This window comes from Streptomyces sp. NPDC051180 (assembly GCF_040689545.1).
Classification (GTDB): domain Bacteria; phylum Actinomycetota; class Actinomycetes; order Streptomycetales; family Streptomycetaceae; genus Streptomyces.
The window spans coordinates 89,444-108,178 of sequence record NZ_JBFBBC010000013.1 but is presented as its reverse complement, the minus strand read 5'-3'; the positions used below and the strand labels follow the sequence as shown (position 1 = coordinate 108,178).

At 72.6% G+C, this 18,735-nt stretch carries 18 protein-coding genes; 3 read left to right on the top strand and 15 right to left on the bottom strand.

All coding sequences use genetic code 11. From position 1 onward, the window contains the following. Positions 1 to 179: 179 nt before the first annotated feature. The 3 genes from smc to AB0424_RS23130 all read right to left on the bottom strand — a co-directional run bounded on the left by smc (position 180) and on the right by AB0424_RS23130 (position 4,848). Positions 180 to 3,746: a chromosome segregation protein SMC gene (gene smc / locus AB0424_RS23140; RefSeq protein ID WP_366308306.1), complete on the bottom strand. Its 3,567-nt coding sequence runs from the start codon at positions 3,744 to 3,746 to the stop codon at positions 180 to 182. Between the two features lie 211 nt (positions 3,747 to 3,957). Continuing rightward, positions 3,958 to 4,176, bottom strand: a complete 219-nt coding sequence (locus AB0424_RS23135) for a hypothetical protein (RefSeq protein WP_015036455.1) — start codon at positions 4,174 to 4,176, stop codon at positions 3,958 to 3,960. Positions 4,177 to 4,566: 390 nt separating this feature from the next. Then, the gene (locus AB0424_RS23130; RefSeq protein WP_366308303.1) at positions 4,567 to 4,848 is read right to left on the bottom strand and encodes an acylphosphatase; all 282 of its coding nucleotides are present in this window, start codon (positions 4,846 to 4,848) and stop codon (positions 4,567 to 4,569) included. 322 nt (positions 4,849 to 5,170) lie between these two features. Between AB0424_RS23130 and AB0424_RS23125 the strand changes: the two genes are divergently transcribed. After that, the gene (locus AB0424_RS23125; RefSeq protein ID WP_366308301.1) at positions 5,171 to 6,127 is read left to right on the top strand and encodes a CAP domain-containing protein; all 957 of its coding nucleotides are present in this window, start codon (positions 5,171 to 5,173) and stop codon (positions 6,125 to 6,127) included. A gap of 87 nt (positions 6,128 to 6,214) precedes the next feature. Here the strand turns inward: AB0424_RS23125 and AB0424_RS23120 are convergent, their stop codons facing one another. After that, positions 6,215 to 6,799, bottom strand: coding sequence for a flavodoxin family protein (locus AB0424_RS23120; RefSeq protein ID WP_366308299.1), 585 nt, complete (start codon positions 6,797 to 6,799; stop codon positions 6,215 to 6,217). A 124-nt stretch (positions 6,800 to 6,923) separates the two neighbouring features. Between AB0424_RS23120 and AB0424_RS23115 the strand changes: the two genes are divergently transcribed. After that, positions 6,924 to 7,310, top strand: a complete 387-nt coding sequence (locus tag AB0424_RS23115; RefSeq protein ID WP_366308297.1) for a helix-turn-helix domain-containing protein — start codon at positions 6,924 to 6,926, stop codon at positions 7,308 to 7,310. Between the two features lie 67 nt (positions 7,311 to 7,377). Here AB0424_RS23115 and mutM read toward each other — a convergent pair whose 3' ends face one another. The 9 genes from mutM to AB0424_RS23070 form a co-directional block, all read right to left on the bottom strand. Further along, a complete protein-coding gene (gene mutM / locus AB0424_RS23110) occupies positions 7,378 to 8,238 on the bottom strand; it encodes a bifunctional DNA-formamidopyrimidine glycosylase/DNA-(apurinic or apyrimidinic site) lyase (RefSeq protein WP_366308295.1) in 861 nt (286 codons plus the stop codon). 114 nt (positions 8,239 to 8,352) lie between these two features. Then, the gene (gene rnc / locus AB0424_RS23105) at positions 8,353 to 9,165 is read right to left on the bottom strand and encodes a ribonuclease III (RefSeq protein ID WP_366308293.1); all 813 of its coding nucleotides are present in this window, start codon (positions 9,163 to 9,165) and stop codon (positions 8,353 to 8,355) included. A gap of 20 nt (positions 9,166 to 9,185) precedes the next feature. Further along, complete coding sequence (gene rpmF, locus AB0424_RS23100) at positions 9,186 to 9,359, bottom strand: 50S ribosomal protein L32 (protein WP_015036448.1); 174 nt, start codon at positions 9,357 to 9,359, stop codon at positions 9,186 to 9,188. A 2-nt stretch (positions 9,360 to 9,361) separates the two neighbouring features. Further along, entirely contained in the window at positions 9,362 to 10,036 is a 675-nt protein-coding gene (locus AB0424_RS23095; protein ID WP_366308480.1) for a DUF177 domain-containing protein, read from the bottom strand. Positions 10,037 to 10,142: 106 nt separating this feature from the next. Further along, positions 10,143 to 11,183: an ATP synthase F0 subunit B gene (locus AB0424_RS23090; protein WP_366308291.1), complete on the bottom strand. Its 1,041-nt coding sequence runs from the start codon at positions 11,181 to 11,183 to the stop codon at positions 10,143 to 10,145. Positions 11,184 to 11,293: 110 nt separating this feature from the next. Continuing rightward, positions 11,294 to 11,773: a pantetheine-phosphate adenylyltransferase gene (gene coaD / locus AB0424_RS23085; protein ID WP_366308478.1), complete on the bottom strand. Its 480-nt coding sequence runs from the start codon at positions 11,771 to 11,773 to the stop codon at positions 11,294 to 11,296. A 26-nt stretch (positions 11,774 to 11,799) separates the two neighbouring features. Further along, positions 11,800 to 12,384, bottom strand: coding sequence for a 16S rRNA (guanine(966)-N(2))-methyltransferase RsmD (gene rsmD / locus AB0424_RS23080; RefSeq protein ID WP_366308289.1), 585 nt, complete (start codon positions 12,382 to 12,384; stop codon positions 11,800 to 11,802). 66 nt (positions 12,385 to 12,450) lie between these two features. Continuing rightward, positions 12,451 to 14,643, bottom strand: coding sequence for an ATP-dependent DNA helicase RecG (recG, locus tag AB0424_RS23075; RefSeq protein ID WP_366308287.1), 2,193 nt, complete (start codon positions 14,641 to 14,643; stop codon positions 12,451 to 12,453). 74 nt (positions 14,644 to 14,717) lie between these two features. Next, positions 14,718 to 16,337: a DAK2 domain-containing protein gene (locus tag AB0424_RS23070; RefSeq protein WP_366308285.1), complete on the bottom strand. Its 1,620-nt coding sequence runs from the start codon at positions 16,335 to 16,337 to the stop codon at positions 14,718 to 14,720. A 236-nt stretch (positions 16,338 to 16,573) separates the two neighbouring features. On the opposite strand from AB0424_RS23070, the gene rpmB reads away from it, so the two are divergent. Continuing rightward, positions 16,574 to 16,759, top strand: coding sequence for a 50S ribosomal protein L28 (rpmB, locus tag AB0424_RS23065; RefSeq protein WP_015036441.1), 186 nt, complete (start codon positions 16,574 to 16,576; stop codon positions 16,757 to 16,759). 93 nt (positions 16,760 to 16,852) lie between these two features. Here rpmB and thiD read toward each other — a convergent pair whose 3' ends face one another. Together thiD and AB0424_RS23055 are read right to left on the bottom strand one after the other, a co-directional pair. Then, on the bottom strand, positions 16,853 to 17,653 hold the full coding sequence (gene thiD, locus AB0424_RS23060) for a bifunctional hydroxymethylpyrimidine kinase/phosphomethylpyrimidine kinase (protein ID WP_366308283.1): 801 nt from the start codon (positions 17,651 to 17,653) through the stop codon (positions 16,853 to 16,855). Then, positions 17,650 to 18,612, bottom strand: coding sequence for a thiamine-phosphate kinase (locus tag AB0424_RS23055; RefSeq protein ID WP_366308282.1), 963 nt, complete (start codon positions 18,610 to 18,612; stop codon positions 17,650 to 17,652). The genes thiD and AB0424_RS23055 overlap by 4 nt, the downstream gene beginning before the upstream one ends. Positions 18,613 to 18,735 lie beyond the last annotated feature (123 nt).

Below are 18,735 nucleotides of genomic sequence, written 5' to 3'. Positions count from 1 at the left end.
GGACTCCTCGATGGGGGGAAGCCCTTCCAGTGGCGCACAACTTCACGCCGCCCACCACGTGAAGGTAAAAGCAACGTTGCAGAGACTATGCCTTCAAGTTTCGAAGTCAAGAGGCAATGTCATGTGATTTAAAGAGACCCCAGAGGGTAAACGTGTTCAACTCTTGAACGATCGAGAGTTCAGCGGAGTCGCTGGCTGATGACCTTCGAGACGCCGTCGCCCTGCATGGAGACGCCGTACAGCGCGTCCGCGACCTCCATCGTCCGCTTCTGGTGGGTGATCACGATCAGCTGCGAGGACTCCTGGAGCTCCTGCATGAGCCGGATCAGCCGCTGGAGGTTGGTGTCGTCGAGCGCGGCCTCGACCTCGTCCATCACGTAGAACGGGCTGGGCCGCGCCTTGAAGATGGAGACGAGCAGCGCCACGGCCGTGAGCGACCGCTCGCCGCCCGAGAGCAGCGACAGCCGCTTGACCTTCTTGCCCGGCGGGCGGGCCTCCACCTCCACACCGGTGGTGAGCATGTCGTCCGGGTCGGTCAGGATCAGCCGGCCCTCGCCGCCGGGGAAGAGCCGCGAGAAGACGCCCTCGAACTCGCGGGCCGTGTCCCGGTACGCCTCCGTGAAGACCTGCTCGACGCGGACGTCGACCTCCTTCACGACCTGAAGCAGGTCGGTGCGGGTCTTCTTCAGGTCCTCCAGCTGCTCCGAGAGGAAGCGATGCCGCTCCTCCAGGGCCGCGAACTCCTCCAGGGCCAGCGGATTGACCTTGCCGAGCTGGTGGTAGGCCCGTTCGGCGGCCCTGAGCCGCTTCTCCTGCTCCGAACGGACGAACGGCCGCGCCTCGGCCGCGGCGCCGTCGGCCTCCCCCGCATCCGCCGCCCCCTCGCTTCCCTCCGCGGCCGGCGACGGCGGGACGGGCTGGTCGGGGCCGTACTCGGCGACCAGGGCGGCCGCCTCCACCCCGAACTCCTCCAGGGCCTTCGCCTCCAGCTGCTCGATCCGCAGGCGCTTCTCGGCGCCGAGCACCTCGCCCCGGTGCACCGAGTCGGTCAGCTTGTCGAGTTCGGCCTTGAGGTCGCGGGCGCGCGACCGGGCGGCGGTCAGCCCCTCCTCGCGGTCGGCACGGGCGGCCTGGGCCGCGACCCGTTCCGTCTCGGCACGGACGAGCGAGACCTCCGCGTGGGCCAGGAGCGCACGGGCACCGGCGGCGACCGCGCCCGCGACCCGCTCCTCGTGGCGCAGCCGCGCCCGGCGCTGCTCGGCACGCGCGCGTGCCTCGCGTTCGGCGCGGGCCGCCCGGTCCAGCGAATCGGCCCGGCCGGCCAGGCCCTTGACCCGTTCCTCGTGGGTACGGACCTGGAGGCGGGCCTCCATCTCGGTCTGGCGCGCGTTGGAGCCGTCGATGGCGAGCCGGTCGCGGACGGAGGTGTCGGGCTCGTCCTCGCCGTCCGCGAAGGCGGTGGCCTCCTCGGCGACGAGCAGCCGTTCGGCCAGCTCCTCCGCGTCGGCGGTGGCCTTCTCCAGGGCCTCCTGGGCCCGGGCGGCCGCGGCCGCGGTCCGCTCGGCCTCCCCCGCCGCCCCCCTGGCCTGGCCGGCGAGGCGGCCGAGCTGCTGGGCGACGGCGGACTTCTCGCGCTCGGCGGCCCGGCGGCGGCCGTCGAGCTCCTCGACCAGCGTCCCGGCGGTACGGCGCCGCTCGTCGGCCTCGTGCTGCGCGGCCGCCAGCTCCTCGCAGCGGACGGTCAGTTCCTCCAGTTCCGCGGCGGCCTCGGCCACCGACGCCTGGACTTCGAGCAGGCTGGGCGCCCCTGCGGAGCCGCCCTGCGCGAAGTGGGCGCCCAACAGGTCGCCCTCGGCGGTGACCGCGGTCGCCCACGGCTTCGCCCGGACCAGCTCGGCCGCCTCGTCGAGGTCCTCCACGACCACGATCCCGGCCAGCAACCGGCGCACGGCTCCCATGAGTTCGGCCGGTCCGCGCACCAGGTCCGCGGCGAGGCGGAGGCCGTCGGCCACCCCGGCGGGGGCCGGGTCGGGGGCACCCGTCAACAGGAGGGAGGCGCGGCCCGCGTCCTGCTTGCGCAGCAGGCGCAGCGCCTCTGCGGCGGCGGAGGGGCCGGTCGCGGCGACCGCGTCGGCGGCCGCGCCGAGAGCGGCGGCGACGGGGATCTCGTATCCCGGTGCGACGGTGAGGAGTTCGGCCGCGGGGCCGAGGAGTCCGGTGAGACCGCCGACGAGGAGCGCGCCCGTGCCGTCCTTGCGGCGCAGGCCGAGGGCGAGGGTCTCGTGCCGGGCGCGGGTCGCCGCGCGGCGGCGTTCGGCGGTTCCGGCGGCCTCGCGGGCGGCGCTCAGGGCGGCCTCCGCGTCGGCCAGTTCGCGCCGCGCCGCCTCGTGCCGGGCGGCGTGCTCGGTGTCCTCCGCGTCGAGGCCGTCGACCTCGGCCCTGAGCTGTTCGTACTCCTCCTGGGCGGCGACCGCCCGCTCCCCCGCCTCGTCGCGGGCGGCGGCCAGCCGGTCGATCTCGGCCTGGGCGGAGGCGGCGCGCGAGCGGGCCGCGTTGACCTGGCCGTGGAGCCGGGCGAGACCCTCGCGCCGGTCGGCGATGGCGCGGGCCAGGTCCTTGAGCCGGCGCTCCTCGGCCGTCAGCGCCGCCTCCAGCTCGGCCCGGTGGGCGACGGTGTCCTCCAGGGCGCGCTCGGCCGCCTCCAGGGCCGCTTCGAGCTCCGCCTCCTGCTCGCGGACCCGGGCGGCCTCCCGCTCCAGGTCCTCGGGGTCGCGGCCGCGCCGCTCCTCGGCGGGGGCGGCGGTCGCGCTCTTCACGCGCGCGTCGGCCAGGGAGACCGTGCCGCGGACGCGCTCGGCGAGCTGCGAGAGGGCGTACCAGCTCTGCTGGGCGCGCTCCAGACGGGGCACGAGGGCGCGGGCCTGCGCCTCCAGGTCCGCCTCACGGGCGAGGGCGGCGCGCAGCTCGGCCTCGGTCGCCTCCTTGCGGGCGAGCAGCGCCGCCTCGTCGGCGACCTCGGCCGTCAGCGCCCGCTGGAGGTGGACGAGGTCGTCGGCGAGGAGGCGCAGGCGGGCGTCGCGCAGGTCCGCCTGGATGACGACGGCGCGGCGGGCGACGGCGGCCTGGCGGCCGAGGGGCTTGAGCTGGCGGCGCAGTTCGTCGGTGAGGTCCTGCACGCGCGCGAGGTTGGCCTGCATCGCGTCGAGCTTCCGCAGCGCCTTCTCCTTGCGCTTGCGGTGCTTGAGGACTCCGGCGGCCTCCTCGATGAAGGCGCGGCGGCCCATCGGGTCGGCGTGCAGCACCGAGTCGAGCCGGCCCTGGCCGACGATGACGTGCATCTCGCGCCCGATGCCGGAGTCGGAGAGCAGGTCCTGGAAGTCGAGCAGCCGGCAGGTGTCGCCGTTGATCTGGTACTCGCTGCTGCCGCCCCGGAACATGATGCGGGTGAGGGTGACCTCGGCGTAGTCGATGGGCAGCGCGCCGTCGGAGTTGTCGATGGTCAGCGAGACCTCGGCGCGGCCGAGCGGCGGGCGCCCGGTCGTGCCGGCGAAGATGACGTCCTCCATCTTGCCGCCGCGCAGCGACTTGGCGCCCTGCTCGCCCATGACCCAGGACAGCGCGTCCACCACGTTGGACTTGCCCGAACCGTTGGGTCCCACGACACACGTGATCCCTGGCTCGAACCGGAGGGTGGTGGCCGAGGCGAACGACTTGAATCCGCGGAGGGTCAGGGCCTTGAGGTGCACCCCGGGGACTCTACCGGGGCCCTCGCGTTTCACCCGCGAAGGTGCAGGGCAGATCCTCGGGTGAGAAGGGGTGGGACAAGGGGGAAACAGCGGGTGAAAGAAAGAAGGGACGCCGAAGCGCCCCTTGCATGTCCAGCTGTGCCGTCCCCGGCTGCGCCGAGTGCGGCTGTGCCGGCGAGAGTGTTTCCCACCTGGCCCTCAGGGGGAGCTGTCAGGTGAGCGCAGGCTCCGCCTGGGGTACGTCGAGGTCGATGCTGTTGAGCAGCGATTCTCCCTGGTGCTGAGCGGCGGCAGCCGCGAGCGAGTCGTTCTCGGACTGAATCCGTACCAGCTCGGATTCGAGGTCCTGGACGCGCTGCTGAAGCCGTCGCATCTCGGCGAGGAGTCGCGGGTCGGAGCCGCCGACGTAACCGAGAAGCGCCTTTGCCATGATGGATGGTCCTCCACAATGAGTGACCGACCGTAGCGGTGTGGGTCGTGAGGGATTCGCACCCGCGGTGCTCGGCAGTACTGCTTGTCGTGCCGGTTCCACTGCCAAACAGCTAAGGTGCGCGGGGATTCCAGAGTCTCACCAAAAAGTTTGACGGTCAACACGATCACGCCCCGTTCGAAGGGCGGACCGAGGGGTCCACGGCCGCTCAGAGGGCGGCGGGGCCTCGCAACTCGGTGCCTCGGGGCGTCGCGATCATCCTTACCCGGCAGCCTCGCACGACGGGCGCGCATTGGCAACCACCAGGGGGTTTCCCCCTCCCGGGACCGTTACCGCGCGTTCGTCCGGCGCCTCTCCGGGTCACCGGACGGGGGTCGCGGCGCGTGACGGTCAGCGGATGGCGAAGCCCTCGTAACCGCCGCGCGGGGTGTCCCAGATCTCAGTGACACCGTCGACGCGTCCGGGTGTGTCGGAGGAGTGCAGCCACGCGAGAAGGCGGTGGCAATTCTCACGCGGCCCTTCCGCCACGACCTGCACACGGCCGTCGTCGAGGTTCAGGGCGAAGCCCACCATGCCTCCGATCTCCAAGGCGTTTGCCCTGGTGAACCAGCGGAAGCCCACTCCCTGTACCCGGCCGCGCACCCAGGCGGTCATCCGTACGTCGTCGCTCATGGCTGCACGCTAACGGGTGGATTCCCAGATGAGCACATCGCCCCCCGCGTCTCATGGCGTACAGTCCCGACCGAACAGGACTCACCCGTTCGGGCGCGATCCGTTCGACGACCGGCCCGCACGGGAGTCGAGAGCAAAGATCAGCAAAGACCGGCAAACGCCTGGTCACTGCGGTCGGGCTCGACGCGGACCACGGGCCGCGGGCCCCCCGGCGAGCATCCGCTCGACAGCTGGGCCGGCCGAACACCGGATGGGCGAACACCGGCCCGACGACGTCCGGCTCGACGTCGGACCGCAAGACCAGCACAGGAAGGCAGGGCAGATGGGACGCCACCGTCGCTCCGGCGCCGCACCCGCCGCAGAAGACTACGCGGCCGGTTCGGACCGCCTGCACCGGGGTATCCGCCGCAAGCGGCGCGGCTCCCCCGTGCGCACCGGACTGCTCAGCGCCTCCGCGGCGGTCGCCGTCGGCGCCGTCGCCGTCGCCTCGGGCCTGCTGCCCGGCGGGGAGACGTTCACGATGGGCAGCGCCGGTTCCGGCGAACGCCCGGTGCAGACCGCCCGGCAGGCGCCGGAGCTGACGACGCAGGGCGGGGCCACCGAGACCCCGGCCGGCGAGTCGGCCGGCAGCGGTACGGGGACACGGACGGCCGAGAAGCCCGTCGGCACCCCGAAGAAGACCGCCTCCCCCTCGGCGAAGCCTTCCGCGAAGCCTTCCGCGAAGCCCACGCCGACGCCCGCCCCGACGAAGTCGAAGACGGCGGCCCCCCGCCCCACCGCGCCCCGGACCCCGGCCGCGCCCACCACGAAGGCACCCGCCCCGAAGGCCCCCGCCCCGAAGCCGACGCCGGTCACCGAGGCGCCGGCGACGACGGCCAAGGCCGGCTCCACCGCCGACCGCGGGGACGCCGCCGAGGCGGAGGTCCTCCGTCTCGTCAACGTCGAGCGCGCCGTCGTGGGCTGCTCCCCGGTCCGCGCGGACGCGCGCCTGGCGAACCTCGCCGGGGACTTCAGCGCGGACATGGCCGCCCGCGGCTTCTTCGACCACACCGACCCGGACGGGGCCACCCCGTGGGTCCGCGCGGAGAAGGCCGGCATCTCGGGGATGGGCGGCGAGAACATCGCCCGCGGCCAGGCGGACGCCGCCGCGGTCATGGCCTCCTGGATGAACAGCGACGGCCACCGCGCGAACATCCTCAACTGCGACTTCACGGCGCTCGGCGTCGGTGTCCACTTCGGCGACGGCGGCCCCTGGTGGACGCAGGACTTCGGCTACTGATCCGCCCGCGGGCCCGGCCGCTCCGGGAGATGCGCGAGAGGGGCCCCGTCACCACCAGGTGACGGGGCCCCTCTCGTCTGCGGACGGTCAGGCGGCGGCCCGGCCGGCGACGAAGGTGCGGGCCGTCAGGGCGACGCGGCGACCGAGGTGCTCGGCAGTGGCGACGTCGGCCTTGTGGACGCCCTCGGGACCCAGGTCGGTGTGGGTCTGGGCACCGGCGCCGGAGAAGAAGCCGAGGCGGTTGAGGTCGTTCTCGGAGGCGTCGCTGCTGTTCCAGCCGGGCTTGAGGCCGAGGTTGACCCAGGTCATGCCGTGCTGGCCGGCCAGGGTCTGGAAGAACTGCAGCGTGTGGAGCTTGTCGCCGCTCTTGGATCCGGAGTTGGTGAAACCGGCGGCGAGCTTGTCCAGCCAGGCGTCGGTGAACCAGCGCTTCGAGGTGTCCTCGGCGAACCGGTGGAAGGCGCCGGAGGCGGTGCCCATGTAGGTCGGGGAGCCGAACACGATCGCGTCGGAGGCGTCGAGCAGCTCCCACTGGGCGTCGGTGATCCCGTCGACGTCGATCAGGTGGACGGTGGCGCCCGTGTCCGCGGCACCGGCGCGGACGGCCTCGGCCAGGACGGCGGTGTGGCCGTAGCCGGAGTGGTAGGCGATGGAGACGACGGGGGTGGTCACAGGAGGCTCCTCGAAGGGGGACGACGGGGCTACGTCCGGAAGTAGAGCACTAACTTTTGGAAAGCGCAACCTCATGGTTAGCGCACCCATGGTGGTAAGCGCTGCACGGGAGTACGGTGGACGCATGACCGACGACCTCGCCTACGACGTGTTCGCGCGCGCCTGTCCCTCGCGCGGCACGCTGGAGCACGTGACGGGCCGCTGGGGCAGCCTGACCCTGGGCGCCCTGCACGAAGGGACCTTCCGCTTCAACGAGCTGCGGCGCCGGGTCGACGGCGTGAGCGAGAAGATGCTGTCGCAGACGCTGCACGCACTGGAGCGCGACGGACTCGTCCATCGCGAGGCGCAGCCCACCAACCCGCCCCGGGTCGACTACCGGCTCACGCCCCTCGGCCGCGACGTCGCGGAGCGGCTGATCGGCCTGATCGCCCTGGTGGAGGGCCGCATGCCCGAGGTCGAGGCGGCCCGGGAGAGCTACGACGCGCGGCGCGCGGCGCCCGTGACGGGCTGAGCACCCCGGGAATCCGCCCCGAGGACGGCGTCGGCCGGCCGCCCGGACCGGGTCCGGGCGCGGATCGTCAGACGGTCGGGCGCGGCGGGCGCTGGCAGCGCGGGCAGAAGTAGCTGGAGCGGTTCATCCAGGGCCGCCTGCGCATCGGCGTACCGCAGCGACGACACGGCTCGTCCTCGCGGCCGTAGGCGTCGAGCGAGCGGTCGAAGTAGCCGGACTCGCCGTTGACGTTGACGTACAGGCTGTCGAAGCTGGTGCCGCCGACCGCGAGGGCCGCGTTCATCACGTCACGGACGTGTGCGAGGAGCTCCGTCGAGCGCGGCCGGGTCAGGGTCGCCGTCGGCCGGTCGTAGTGCAGCCGGGACCGCCAGAGGGCCTCGTCCGCGTAGATGTTGCCGACGCCGCTGATCAGCGACTGGTCGAGGAGCGCGCGCTTGACCGTCGTACGGCGCTGCCGCAGCGCGCGGTGGAAGGCGTCGTCGTCGAACTCCGGGTCCAGCGGGTCACGGGCGATGTGCCCGATGACGTCGGGCAGCCCGTCGGGGGTCTGGTCGTGCAGCGAGAGCCCGCCGAAGGTGCGCTGGTCGACGAAGCGGAGCTCGGTGCCGGCGGAGTCGTCGAAGCGGATGCGGATCCGCAGGTGCTTCTCGTCGACGGCCGCCTCGGGCTGGACGAGCAGCTGACCGCTCATGCCGAGGTGCCCGAGGACGGAGGTGCCGGTGTCGGCGAGCGGCAGCCAGAGGTACTTGCCGCGGCGCCGCGCCACCTCGAACCGCTGCCCCTTCAGCCGGGCCGCGAAGTCCTCGCCGCCCGCCGGGTGGCGTCGTACGGCCCGGGGGTGCAGCACGTCGACCTCGGTCACGGTCCGCCCGGCGACCCAGCGCTCCAGACCGCGCCGTACGACCTCGACCTCGGGCAGCTCGGGCACGGGGACTCCTCCGGACGTCGACGACAGCGCTTCAACCCTACCGGCGCGCGCACCCCGGAAAAGACGAGAACCCCGCCTGGGGCGGGGTTCTCGGGAAGCGGTGGGACGGGGCCGTCAGGCCGACGCCCGGTGTGCGGCAGAAGAGGGGTCGGCGACCTCTCCCGTGCCCGCCTCGGCAGCGGCCTTCGCCGCCGCCGCGCGCTCGTCCGCGGCGGCACGGATCTCGCGCCACGCCGACTCGGCGGCCTGCTGTTCCGCTTCCTTCTTGCTGCGGCCGGTGCCGGTGCCGTACGAGACACCACCGACGCGGGCGGCAGCAGTGAAGACCTTCTCGTGGTCCGGGCCCTCTTCGGAGACGAGGTACTCGGGCACGCCCAGGCCCTCGGCCGCGGTGAGCTCCTGGAGACTGGTCTTCCAGTCCAGGCCGGCACCGAGGTTCGAGGACTTCTCGATCAGCGGGTCGAAGAGCCGGTGCACCAGCTCGGACGCCGCTTCGAGGCCCTGGTCGAGATAGACCGCGCCGATCACCGCTTCAAGGGTGTCGGCGAGGATGGACGCCTTGTCCCGGCCGCCCGTGCCCTCTTCGCCCCGGCCGAGCCGGATGAAGGAGCCGAGTTCGAGGCCGCGGCCGACCTCCGCCAGCGCACGAGAGTTGACCACCGCGGCCCGCAGTTTGGCCAGCTGGCCTTCCGGCAGATCGGGGTGGGTGCGGTACAGCGTGTCCGTGACCACCAGGCCCAGCACGGAGTCCCCGAGGAACTCCAGCCGCTCGTTGGTGGGCAGACCGCCGTTCTCGTACGCGTACGAGCGGTGCGTCAGCGCACGCACCAGAAGGGCGGACTCGAGCCGATAGCCGAGCCGCCCTTCCAGAAGCGTGTGGGACGAGGCATGGTCCGTCTTGTCGTCCGTCTTGCGGGACTCAGACATTGCGCCTCTCACCAGCCCAATCAGACCGAGAGGACCTGGCGCTTGTTGTAGGTGCCGCAGCTCGGGCACGCGATGTGCTGCAGCTTCGGCTCCTGGCAACGCTCACACGAAACCAGGGTGGGGACCGCAGCCTTCCACTGCGACCGGCGGTGGCGCGTGTTGCTGCGCGACATCTTCCGCTTCGGAACAGCCACGGCTACTTCTCCTGCTTCTCGGCGGCGCTTCGGACGTCCCCGTCAGAGGCTTTGCCGCTCATGTTGTCCTTCTCATCGGTTCCCAGCGAACCGGCGAGTCCCTGCAGTGCCGCCCAACGAATGTCGACGGCGTCATGGTGGTGGTCCGGGTTCTCGTTCAGGTTGGTCCCGCATTCGGAACACAGACCCGCACAGTCCTCCCGGCACACCGGCTGCATCGGCAGTGCGAGCACCACCGCATCACGCAGCACGGGTTCGAGGTCGAACATGCCGTCCTCGAGGGGGATCATGTCCTCGTCGTCCTCGGCTTCGTCGTCCGCGGCCGCCTTGGAGCGGCCCCGGTCGTCGGAGTCGGGGTACGAGAACATCTCCTGGAAGTCCACGTCGAGATCGAGCTCGACGGGCTCCAGACACCTTACGCACTCCCCCTCGGCCGATGCACGGGCGGTGCCTGTGACAAGCACCCCTTCCATGACCGACTCAAGACGGAGATCGATGTCCACCGAAGCGCCCTCGGGCACTCCGATGACTCCTTCGACGCCGAGGAGGCCGGGGGCCTCCACCGAGCGGGAGATCCGCTGGAGGGCACCGGGACGCCGCCCCAGCTCGTGTGTGTCGAACACGAGGGGATTGCGGTGGTCGAGGCGCGTGCTCAGGGCTCTTCCTGCTTTCGGAATCGTTCTCGGCGTGGAGAGGCTGCCGAACGTGGACAGCAAGGATCGCGGGCATACGCGCGACCGAAGAGCCAGGATACTGGACGCTTCGCTCAGGGCCCAATCGGGGCTAGTGCCCCTGTTCGTACCGGCGGAGCTGCTCCAGGTCGATCATGCCGGTGTCGAAGAAGCTGGTCTCGTCGAGCGCGGCCGGCTGCTGCTGCGGCTGGGCCTGGGGGGCGTACGCCTGCTGCTCGTAGCCGTACTGCCCCTGGTAGGCGTACGGGTCGGGCTGCTGCTGGTACGCGTAGGGGTCCTGCTGCTGGTAGCCGTAGGCCGGGTCCTGCACGGGCTGCTGCGGGTAGCCGGCGTAGGGGTCGGGCTGCTGCTGGGGGATCTGCGCCTGCTGCTGCGGGGCGGCCTGGACCGGGACCGGCTCGGGGTCGGCGAGCTCCGCGAGACCGGCCAGGTAGTCGGCGTCGCTGGTGTGCACCGCGCCGCCGAGACCGTCCTGGGCCGCCATGTGCTCGCCGAGGTCGTCGGAGGCGATCCGGCCGTGCAGCTTCTGCCGGCCGCGGCCGACGGCCTCCAGGGTCTTGCTGAGCACCGCCTCGAACGCGCCGAGCTTGGCGTCCACGTACTGGTCGGCCCGCTGGATCAGGGTCTGCGGGTCGGAGCTGTACTCGGGGGCGTCCGGGTCCGCGTACCCGTCCTGGTCGAGGCCCGGACCGCGGCCGAGGAGCTTCTCGCGGCCCCGGTCGACGGAACCGATGGTCTTGTTGAGGACGACCTCGAAGTTGGCGAGCTTGGAGTCGACGTAGTCGTCGGCCTCGGCGCGGACCTCCTCGGCCTCGCGGCGGGCCTCGCCGAGGATGCGGTCGGCCTCCTCCTGCGACTGCCGGGCGACCTGCGTGTCGGAGACGATCGAGCCGCGCTCGGCGTGGGCGGCCTCGATGATGCGGTCCGCCTCCTGGCGGGCCTGCTCGACCATCTGCTCGCGGCCGCCGATCAGCTCCTGCGCCTGGGCGAGGGAGCCGGGCAGGGCCTCCCGCACCTCGTCGAGCAGGGCGAGCAGCTCGGCCCGGTTGACCACGCAGGATGCCGACATGGGCATGGAGCGGGCGCCCTGTACGGTCGCGACGATCTGGTCGAGCTTCTTCTGCACGTCCACCGGGTGCTCGCCACTCTCTACAGCTGGATGGAGACGGACGGGACGACTTTAAGGGCAGTCGGCTCCCGTCCGACACCAGGTGACGGAGCGTCAGCGGTGGTGGCCGCGCGTCACTTCGCGGTCAGCCGCTCGGTCAGCCGGCCGAGGACCGCCGGGGGGACCAGGTGGGAGACGTCGCCGCCCCAGGCGGCGACCTCCTTGACCAGCGAGGAGGAGAGGAAGCTGTAGGTCGGGTTGGTGGGGACGAACAGCGTCTCCACGCCCGTCAGGCCGATGTTCATCTGGGCCATCTGCAGCTCGTAGTCGAAGTCGCTGACCGCGCGCAGGCCCTTGACGATGGCGGGGATGTCGCGCTGCTTGCAGAAGTCGACGAGGAGGCCGTGGAAGGACTCCACCTCGACGTTGCCGAAGTCGGCGGTGACCTCGCGGATCAGCTCGATCCGCTCGTCGACCGTGAAGAGGCCCTTCTTCGACTGGTTGATCATCACCGCGACGTGTACGACGTCGTACAGCTTGGAGGCGCGGGCGATGATGTCGAGATGTCCGTTGGTGATGGGGTCGAACGACCCCGGACAGACGGCGCGGCGCAACGTGGGTTCCTCGCTCTCCGGTCCGGTCATCGTGCGTCTTCGCACGTAGAGGCGGCGCGACCGTACCAAAACGTTCCCTCGCCGTAGCGACGGGACCGCAGGGGTTCGAAGCCGTCCGGCCAGCCGAACACTCCGCCTCGGGTGCTGCGTTCCACGGTGACGAGGGCATCCTCGCTCAGCCAGCCCCCCGAGCGCAGTGTGAGGAGAATCTCGCGGAGTTCGTCGTCTCCGACGGCGTACGGCGGGTCGAGGAAGACCAGGTCGTACGGGTCGGCCGGGGCGGGACCCGTCACGATCTGCTCCGCCTTGCCGGAGCGGAGTTCGGCACCGGGCAGGCCGAGCGAGGCGATGTTCTCGCGGACGGTCCGGGCGGCGCGGGGCTCGGCCTCGACGAGGAGGGCGTGGACGGCGCCCCGGGAGAGCGCCTCCAGGCCGACCGCGCCGGAACCCGCGTACAGGTCGGCGACCCTGGCCCCGTCGAGGGTGCCGAGGAACGCCTCCCAGGTGGAGAAGAGGCCCTCGCGTGCCCGGTCGGATGTGGGGCGGGTGCCGTTTCCTGGCGGCACGGCCAGGCGGCGCCCGCCGGCGGTCCCGGCGATCACGCGGGTCATCGGTGTCCTCGTTCGTCGGTCGGTGCGTACGTCCCAGCTTAGGGCGGGCGGTGCGGGGGCCCGTGGTCAGCCCTTCTCCAGGTACTCCTCCCGCTCCTCGCTGAGCAGGGCGTCGAGCGCCGTGCGCAGGCCCGGGTGGGCGGTGAGGTCCGGGTCGGCGAGGACGAGGGCGGTGGCCTCCTCGCGGGCGGCCGTGATGACCTCCTCGTCGTCGATGACGGTGAGCACCCGCAGCGAGGAGCGGACGCCGGACTGGGCCTGGCCGAGGACGTCGCCCTCGCGCCGCTGTTCGAGGTCGATGCGGGAGAGCTCGAAGCCGTCGAGGGTGCTCGCGACGGCGTTGAGCCGCTGCCGGGCGGGGGCGGCCTCGGGCATCTCGCTGACGAGGAGGCAGAGGCCGGCCGCGGAGCCGCGGCCGACGCGGCCGCGGAGCTGGTGGAGCTGGGAGACGCCGAAGCGGTCGGCGTCCATGATCACCATGGCGGTGGCGTTGGGGACGTTGACGCCGACCTCGATGACGGTGGTGGCGACGAGGACGTCGAGGTCGCCGGCGGCGAACCGGCGCATCACGTCGTCCTTGTCGTCGGGGTGCATGCGACCGTGCAGGACGGCGATGCGCAGGCCGACGAGGGGGCCGGTGCGGAGCTGCTCGGCGATGTCGAGGACGGCGAGCGGCGGGCGCTTCTCGGCCTCGTCCTCGGCGGACGCCTTCGCCTTCTTCTTCTGGTCCTCCTCGTCGCCGATCCGGGGGCACACCACGTACGCCTGGTGTCCGTTGCCGACCTCCTCGCGGACCCGTTCCCACGCGCGCGCCAGGAAGTGCGGCTTGTCGGCGGCGGGGACGACGTGGCTGGCGATCGGGGAGCGCCCGGCGGGCAGCTGGTCGAGGACGGAGGTCTCCAGGTCGCCGAAGACGGTCATGGCGACGGTCCGCGGGATGGGGGTGGCGGTCATCACCAGCAGGTGGGGCGGCTGCTTCCCCTTGCCCCTGAGCGCGTCGCGCTGCTCGACGCCGAAGCGGTGCTGCTCGTCCACGACCACCAGTCCCAGGTCGTGGAACTGCACCTTGTCCTCGATGAGCGCGTGGGTGCCGATGACGAGGCCCGCCTCGCCGGTGACCAGGTCCAGCAGGGCCTGCCGGCGGGCCGCGGCGCCCATGGAGCCGGTGAGCAGCACGACCTTGGTGGCCCGCTCGGCGCCGCCGAGCATGCCTCCCTCGGCCAGCTCGCCCATCATCTCGGTGATCGACCGGTGGTGCTGCTGCGCCAGCACCTCGGTGGGCGCGAGCATCGCCGCCTGTCCTCCGGCGTCGACGACCGCGAGCATGGCCCGCAGCGCCACCATGGTCTTCCCGGAGCCGACTTCGCCCTGGAGGAGGCGGTGCATGGGGTGGTCGGTGGCGAGGTCGTCGAAGATCTCGGCGGAGACCTTGCGCTGGCCGTCGGTGAGGGTGAAGGGCAGCCGGGCGTCGAAGGCGTCGAGGATGCCGTCGGGGGTGGGCCTGCGGGGCACGGCGGGGAGCTGGGTGTCGGCGTGGCGGCGGCGGGCGAGGGCGACCTGGAGGACGAATGCCTCGTCCCACTTGAGGCGTTCGCGGGCGTCGGCGATGTCGGCCTTGGTGCGGGGCCGGTGGATCTTCCGCAGGGCGTCGGGCAGCTCGGCGAGGCCGCGGCCCTCGCGCAGGGCGGGCGGGAGCGGGTCGACGGCGTCGACGGCTCCGGGCAGGACGGCGTCGACGGCCTTGGCGATCTTCCAGGACTCCATCTTGGTGGTGGCCGGGTAGATCGGGATGAGGGCGCCGGCCCAGGTGTCGACGGCCTCGTCGCCGTCGCCGCGGAGGAGTTCGTACGACGGGTGCGCGAGCTGGAGGCGGCGGTTGAAGAGCGAGACCTTGCCGGCGAACATCGCCCGGGTGCCGGGCAGCAGGTCCTTGTGCGGCTTGTGGACGCCCTTGCCGAAGAAGACCAGTTGCAGCCGGCCGCTGCCGTCGGTGATGGTCACCTCCAGCCGCTGGCCGCGCCCCTTGGCGCCGTTGAAGGTGAGCACGCGGGCGTCGGCGACCTGGGCGACGACGGTGACGTGCTCGTCGAGCGGCAGGTCGGCGAGGGTGGTGAGCTCGCCCCGCTCGGCGTACCGGCGGGGGTAGTGGTGGAGCAGGTCGCCGACCGTGTGCAGGTCGAGTGCCTCGGCCATGACCTTGGCGGTGGCGGGGCCGAGGGACTTCTTGAGTGGTTCGTCGAGCGCGGGCACGCGTTCCATTCCACACCAAGGGACCGACAGTCGCGTCCAGGCCGGGGCCGGCGGCCGCCCGGGTCGGCCTCCGGCGGGGGGTCCTACTCCACTCCGATGAGCAGCGGCGGGGCCCCCGCGCCCGCGTGGTAGGTGGTGGTGTCGACGGCCAGGTAGCCGCCGCGGACGTGGCGTTCCAGGTCGGGGGCGAGACCGGGCGGGGTGTCGTCGGCGACGACGAGGGTGACGAGTTCGCCGCCCGCCGAGAGCATCCGGTCCAGGACGGTGCGGGCGGTCTCGGTGAGGTCCTGGCCGATGACGGCGACGTCGCCCTCGATGAGGCCGAGGACGTCGCCGGCCTGGCAGACGCCGGCCGAGGTGAAGGACTGGCGCTCGGCGACGGCGAGTTCGGCGTAGCGGGTGGCTCCGGCGGCGGCGGTCATGGCGACGACGTCCTCGTCGAAGCGCCGGTCGGGTTCGTGGACGGCGAGGGCGGCGATGCCCTGGACGGCGGCGCGGGTGGGGATGAGGGCGACGCGGATGCCCTCGGCCCTGACGTGTTCGGCGGCCGCGGCGGCGGTCAGGCGCAGGTCGGTGTCGTTGGGCAGGAGGACGACCTCGCGGGCGTGCGCCCGGCGGATCGCGTCGACGAGTTCGTCGCGGGCGGGCGGTTCGCCGGGCCGGTTCTGCACGGTGGTCGCGCCGGCCTCGGCGCAGAGTCCGGCGAGGCCCTCGCCGGGGACGACGGCGACGACGGCCCGCTGGGCGCGCTCGCCGCGGCCGGCGGTCGCCGCGGCGTCGGCCGCGAAGTGGGTGATGCGGATGCGGTGCGGGCGTCCGGCCTCGACGCCGGCCTCGACGGCGGCGCCGGCGTCGTCGACGTGCACGTGGACGTTCCAGAGTCCGTCGCCGCCGACGACGACGAGGGACTCCCCCAGGGCGTCGAGGCGGCCGCGGAGGAGTTCCACGGCGGTGTCGTCGGCCTCCAGGAGGTAGATCACCTCGTAGGCGGGTCCGCCGGCGGCGGCGCACTCCTCGGCGGGGCGGGGCGCGGCGGGCGGTGCGGGGGCCGTGGCGGGGTCGGGCGGGGTCTGTCCGGTCACGGTCTCCAGGAGCGCGCCGAGGACGGCCACCAGCCCGCGTCCGCCCGCGTCCACGACTCCGGCGCGTTCGAGGACGTCCAGCTGCCCCGAGGTGGCCGCCAGGGCGGTCCTGGCGCCTTCGTAGGCGTTCCCGGCCACCTCCACGAGCGGGCCGCCCGCCGCGCAGGCGCCGGCCGCGGCGGCGGCGACGGTGAGGATGGTGCCCTCCACGGGGTGGGCGACGGCCCGCCGGGCGGAGGCAGCCGCCTCGGCGAGGGCGCGGGCGAGGTGATCACCGTCACATCCGTCGGCGAGGACGGCGGCCATGCCGCGCAGGAGCTGGGAGAGGATCGTCCCGGAGTTGCCGCGGGCGCCCAGCAGGGCGCCGTGCGCCATGGCCCGTACGGTCTCGGCGGCGTCGGGCGCGGAGGCGGCGAAGACCGCTTCGACGGCCCGGTGGGCGGCTTCCGCCGTCAGGTACAGGTTGGTGCCGGTGTCCCCGTCGGCGACCGGGTAGACGTTGATCGCGTCGATCTCCTCGCGCTCCCGGCCGAGGGCGTCCAGCGCCCGTGCGCACCAGGTCCTGAGCGCTTCGGCGTCGAGCTCGACGAGCTCCTCGAAAGGCGGAAGGGCTCGCGACAACGGGGGTCCTCCTTCTGCGGTGAGCTCACCGCAGGGTAGACCCGGGGTGTCGCGCTTGTGACCTGGGCCCGGGGCGGTGGCCGCCCAGACCGTGGTAGTTTCGTTCCACCGAGCCAGCCGTTGTATGCTGCTTCGGTTGCCTGGTTCACGCCGGGCCATCCCCCGGCAAGCCACTTCAGACTCCTGATTCCGGTGCGCCGGATTTCACTGTAAATCTGAAGTCTTTGGAGTGACCCGTGGCTGCCAACTGCGACGTCTGCGGCAAGGGGCCGGGCTTCGGCAACAACATTTCGCACTCGCACCGCCGTACGCCTCGTCGCTGGAACCCGAACATCCAGCGTGTGCGTGCCGTGGTCGGTCGGACGCCGAAGCGGCTCAACGTCTGCACCTCGTGCATCAAGGCCGGCAAGGTCTCGCGCTAATTGCGACGTTCCGTCGTAGCGCAGCCCCTGCGGTTGCCTTGAAAGGCCGGTTCACCTAGGTGAACCGGCCTTTTGCCATGCCCGGGGGCGGACTCAGTCCCTGAACCGCCAGCCGTGGTCGACCGGGCCGATGCCCGAGCCCAGCGCGAAGCCGGCGGCGATGGCCCCGGTCACGTACTCCTTCGCCCGCCGTACGGCCTCCGGCACGGGCAGCCCCAGGGCCAGCCCCGAGGCGATGGCCGAGGCGAGCGTGCAGCCCGTCCCGTGGGTGTGGCCGTTGTCGTGGCGCGGGGCGCGGAGCCAGTGCTCCTCGGTGCCGTCGGTGAGCAGGTCGACGGCCTCCCGGCCGGTGGGCAGGTGTCCGCCCTTGATCAGGACCCACTCCGGCCCGTAGGACAGGACCCCTTCCGCGGCCGACCGCATGTCGCTCTCGTACACGACGTGGACGCCGGTGAGCTGCGTCACCTCGTCCAGGTTCGGGGTGGCGACGGTGGCGACCGGCAGGAGTCGGGTCCGTACGGAGTCGAGCGCGGATTCCGCGAGGAGCGCGTCGCCGTGTTTGGAGACGCCCACCGGGTCCACGACGACCGGGGCGTCGGTCGCGGCCAGCAGCTCGGCCACCGTCTCGACGAGGGCCGCGGAGGCGAGCATGCCCGTCTTGACGGCCTGGACGCCGATGTCGTCGACCACGGCCCGGTACTGGGCGCGCACGGCCTCCGGGGGTAGCTCCCAGGCGCCGTGGACGCCCAGGGAGTTCTGGGCGGTGACGGCGGTGAGGACGCTCATGCCGTGGACGCCGAGGGCGAGCATGGTCTTGAGGTCGGCCTGGATGCCCGCGCCGCCGCCGGAGTCGGATCCGGCGACGGTGAGGACGAGCGGCGGCCGCGAGGTCACTCGGTCTCCCCGAAGTGGTCCCAGCCGCCGGCGCTGTGCCAGGGGGCCCCGTCGACGGTGACCTGGGGCAGCGCCGAGGGGTTGAGGACCTCGCCGATGACCTTCCAGCGGGCGGGGAGCTTCACGTCGGGCGGGAAGGTGGCCACGATGGCGTGGTCCTCTCCCCCGGTGAGCACCCACTGCATGGGGTCGACGCCGACGGCCTGGCCGATGTCGTTCATCTGGGTGGGGATGTCGATGAGCCCGGAGCGCAGGTCGATGCGGACCTTGCTGGCCTCGGCGATGTGGCCGAGGTCGGCGATGAGGCCGTCGCTGACGTCGCACATGGCGGTGGCGCCGAGTCCGGCGGCGGCCGGGCCCGCGTGGTACGGCGGCTCGGGCCTGCGGTGGGCCTCCACGAAGGCCCGCGGGGAGCGGAAGCCCCGGGAGAGGACCGCGTATCCGGCGGCGGACCAGCCGAGCCAGCCGGTGTAGGCGACGACGTCGCCGGGCTGGGCCCCGCCCCGGGTGACCGGGTCGTGGTTGCGCAGGTCGCCGAGGGCGGTGATGGAGACCATGATCGTGTCGCCGCGGACGACGTCCCCGCCGACCACGGCCGCGCCCGCGACCTGACATTCGTCGCGCAGTCCGTCCATGAGTTCGGTGGCCCAGGTGACGGGCAGTTCCGCGGGGACGACGAGGCCGAGGAGGAGCGCGGTGGGGACCGCACCCATGGCGGCGATGTCGGCGAGGTTCTGCGCGGCGGCCTTGCGGCCGACGTCGTAGGCCGTCGACCAGTCGCGGCGGAAATGGCGTCCTTCGAGGAGGATGTCCGTGCTGGCGACCACCCTCCGGTCGGGGGCGGAGACGACCGCGGCGTCGTCGCCGGGCCCGATCCGCACCGCGGGGGTGGAGGTGAGCCGGGACGTGAGCTCCCTGATGAGCCCGAACTCGCCCAGCTCTCCGACTGTGCCCTTCACCGCGTCTCACCTCGTGTCGTCGTGCCGGCCGGCGGGCGGTGGCGCGTCTGGGCGCGCCGCGGGTCGCGGGCCGTCACCGTGCTGGGTACCGTCAAGTAGACCGTCAACTTCTGTCCTGCGTAC

Excerpts from the sequence above, each read along its gene's own strand:
- recG (WP_366308287.1), bottom strand. The coding sequence starts at position 14,643 with ATGGAACGCGTGCCCGCGCTCGACGAACCACTCAAGAAGTCCCTCGGC.
- rsmD (WP_366308289.1), bottom strand. The coding sequence starts at position 12,384 with ATGACCCGCGTGATCGCCGGGACCGCCGGCGGGCGCCGCCTGGCCGTG.
- AB0424_RS23135 (WP_015036455.1), bottom strand. The coding sequence starts at position 4,176 with ATGGCAAAGGCGCTTCTCGGTTACGTCGGCGGCTCCGACCCGCGACTC.
- AB0424_RS23130 (WP_366308303.1), bottom strand. The coding sequence starts at position 4,848 with ATGAGCGACGACGTACGGATGACCGCCTGGGTGCGCGGCCGGGTACAG.
- rnc (WP_366308293.1), bottom strand. The coding sequence starts at position 9,165 with ATGTCTGAGTCCCGCAAGACGGACGACAAGACGGACCATGCCTCGTCC.
- AB0424_RS23115 (WP_366308297.1), top strand. The coding sequence starts at position 6,924 with ATGACCGACGACCTCGCCTACGACGTGTTCGCGCGCGCCTGTCCCTCG.
- AB0424_RS23125 (WP_366308301.1), top strand. The coding sequence starts at position 5,171 with ATGGGACGCCACCGTCGCTCCGGCGCCGCACCCGCCGCAGAAGACTAC.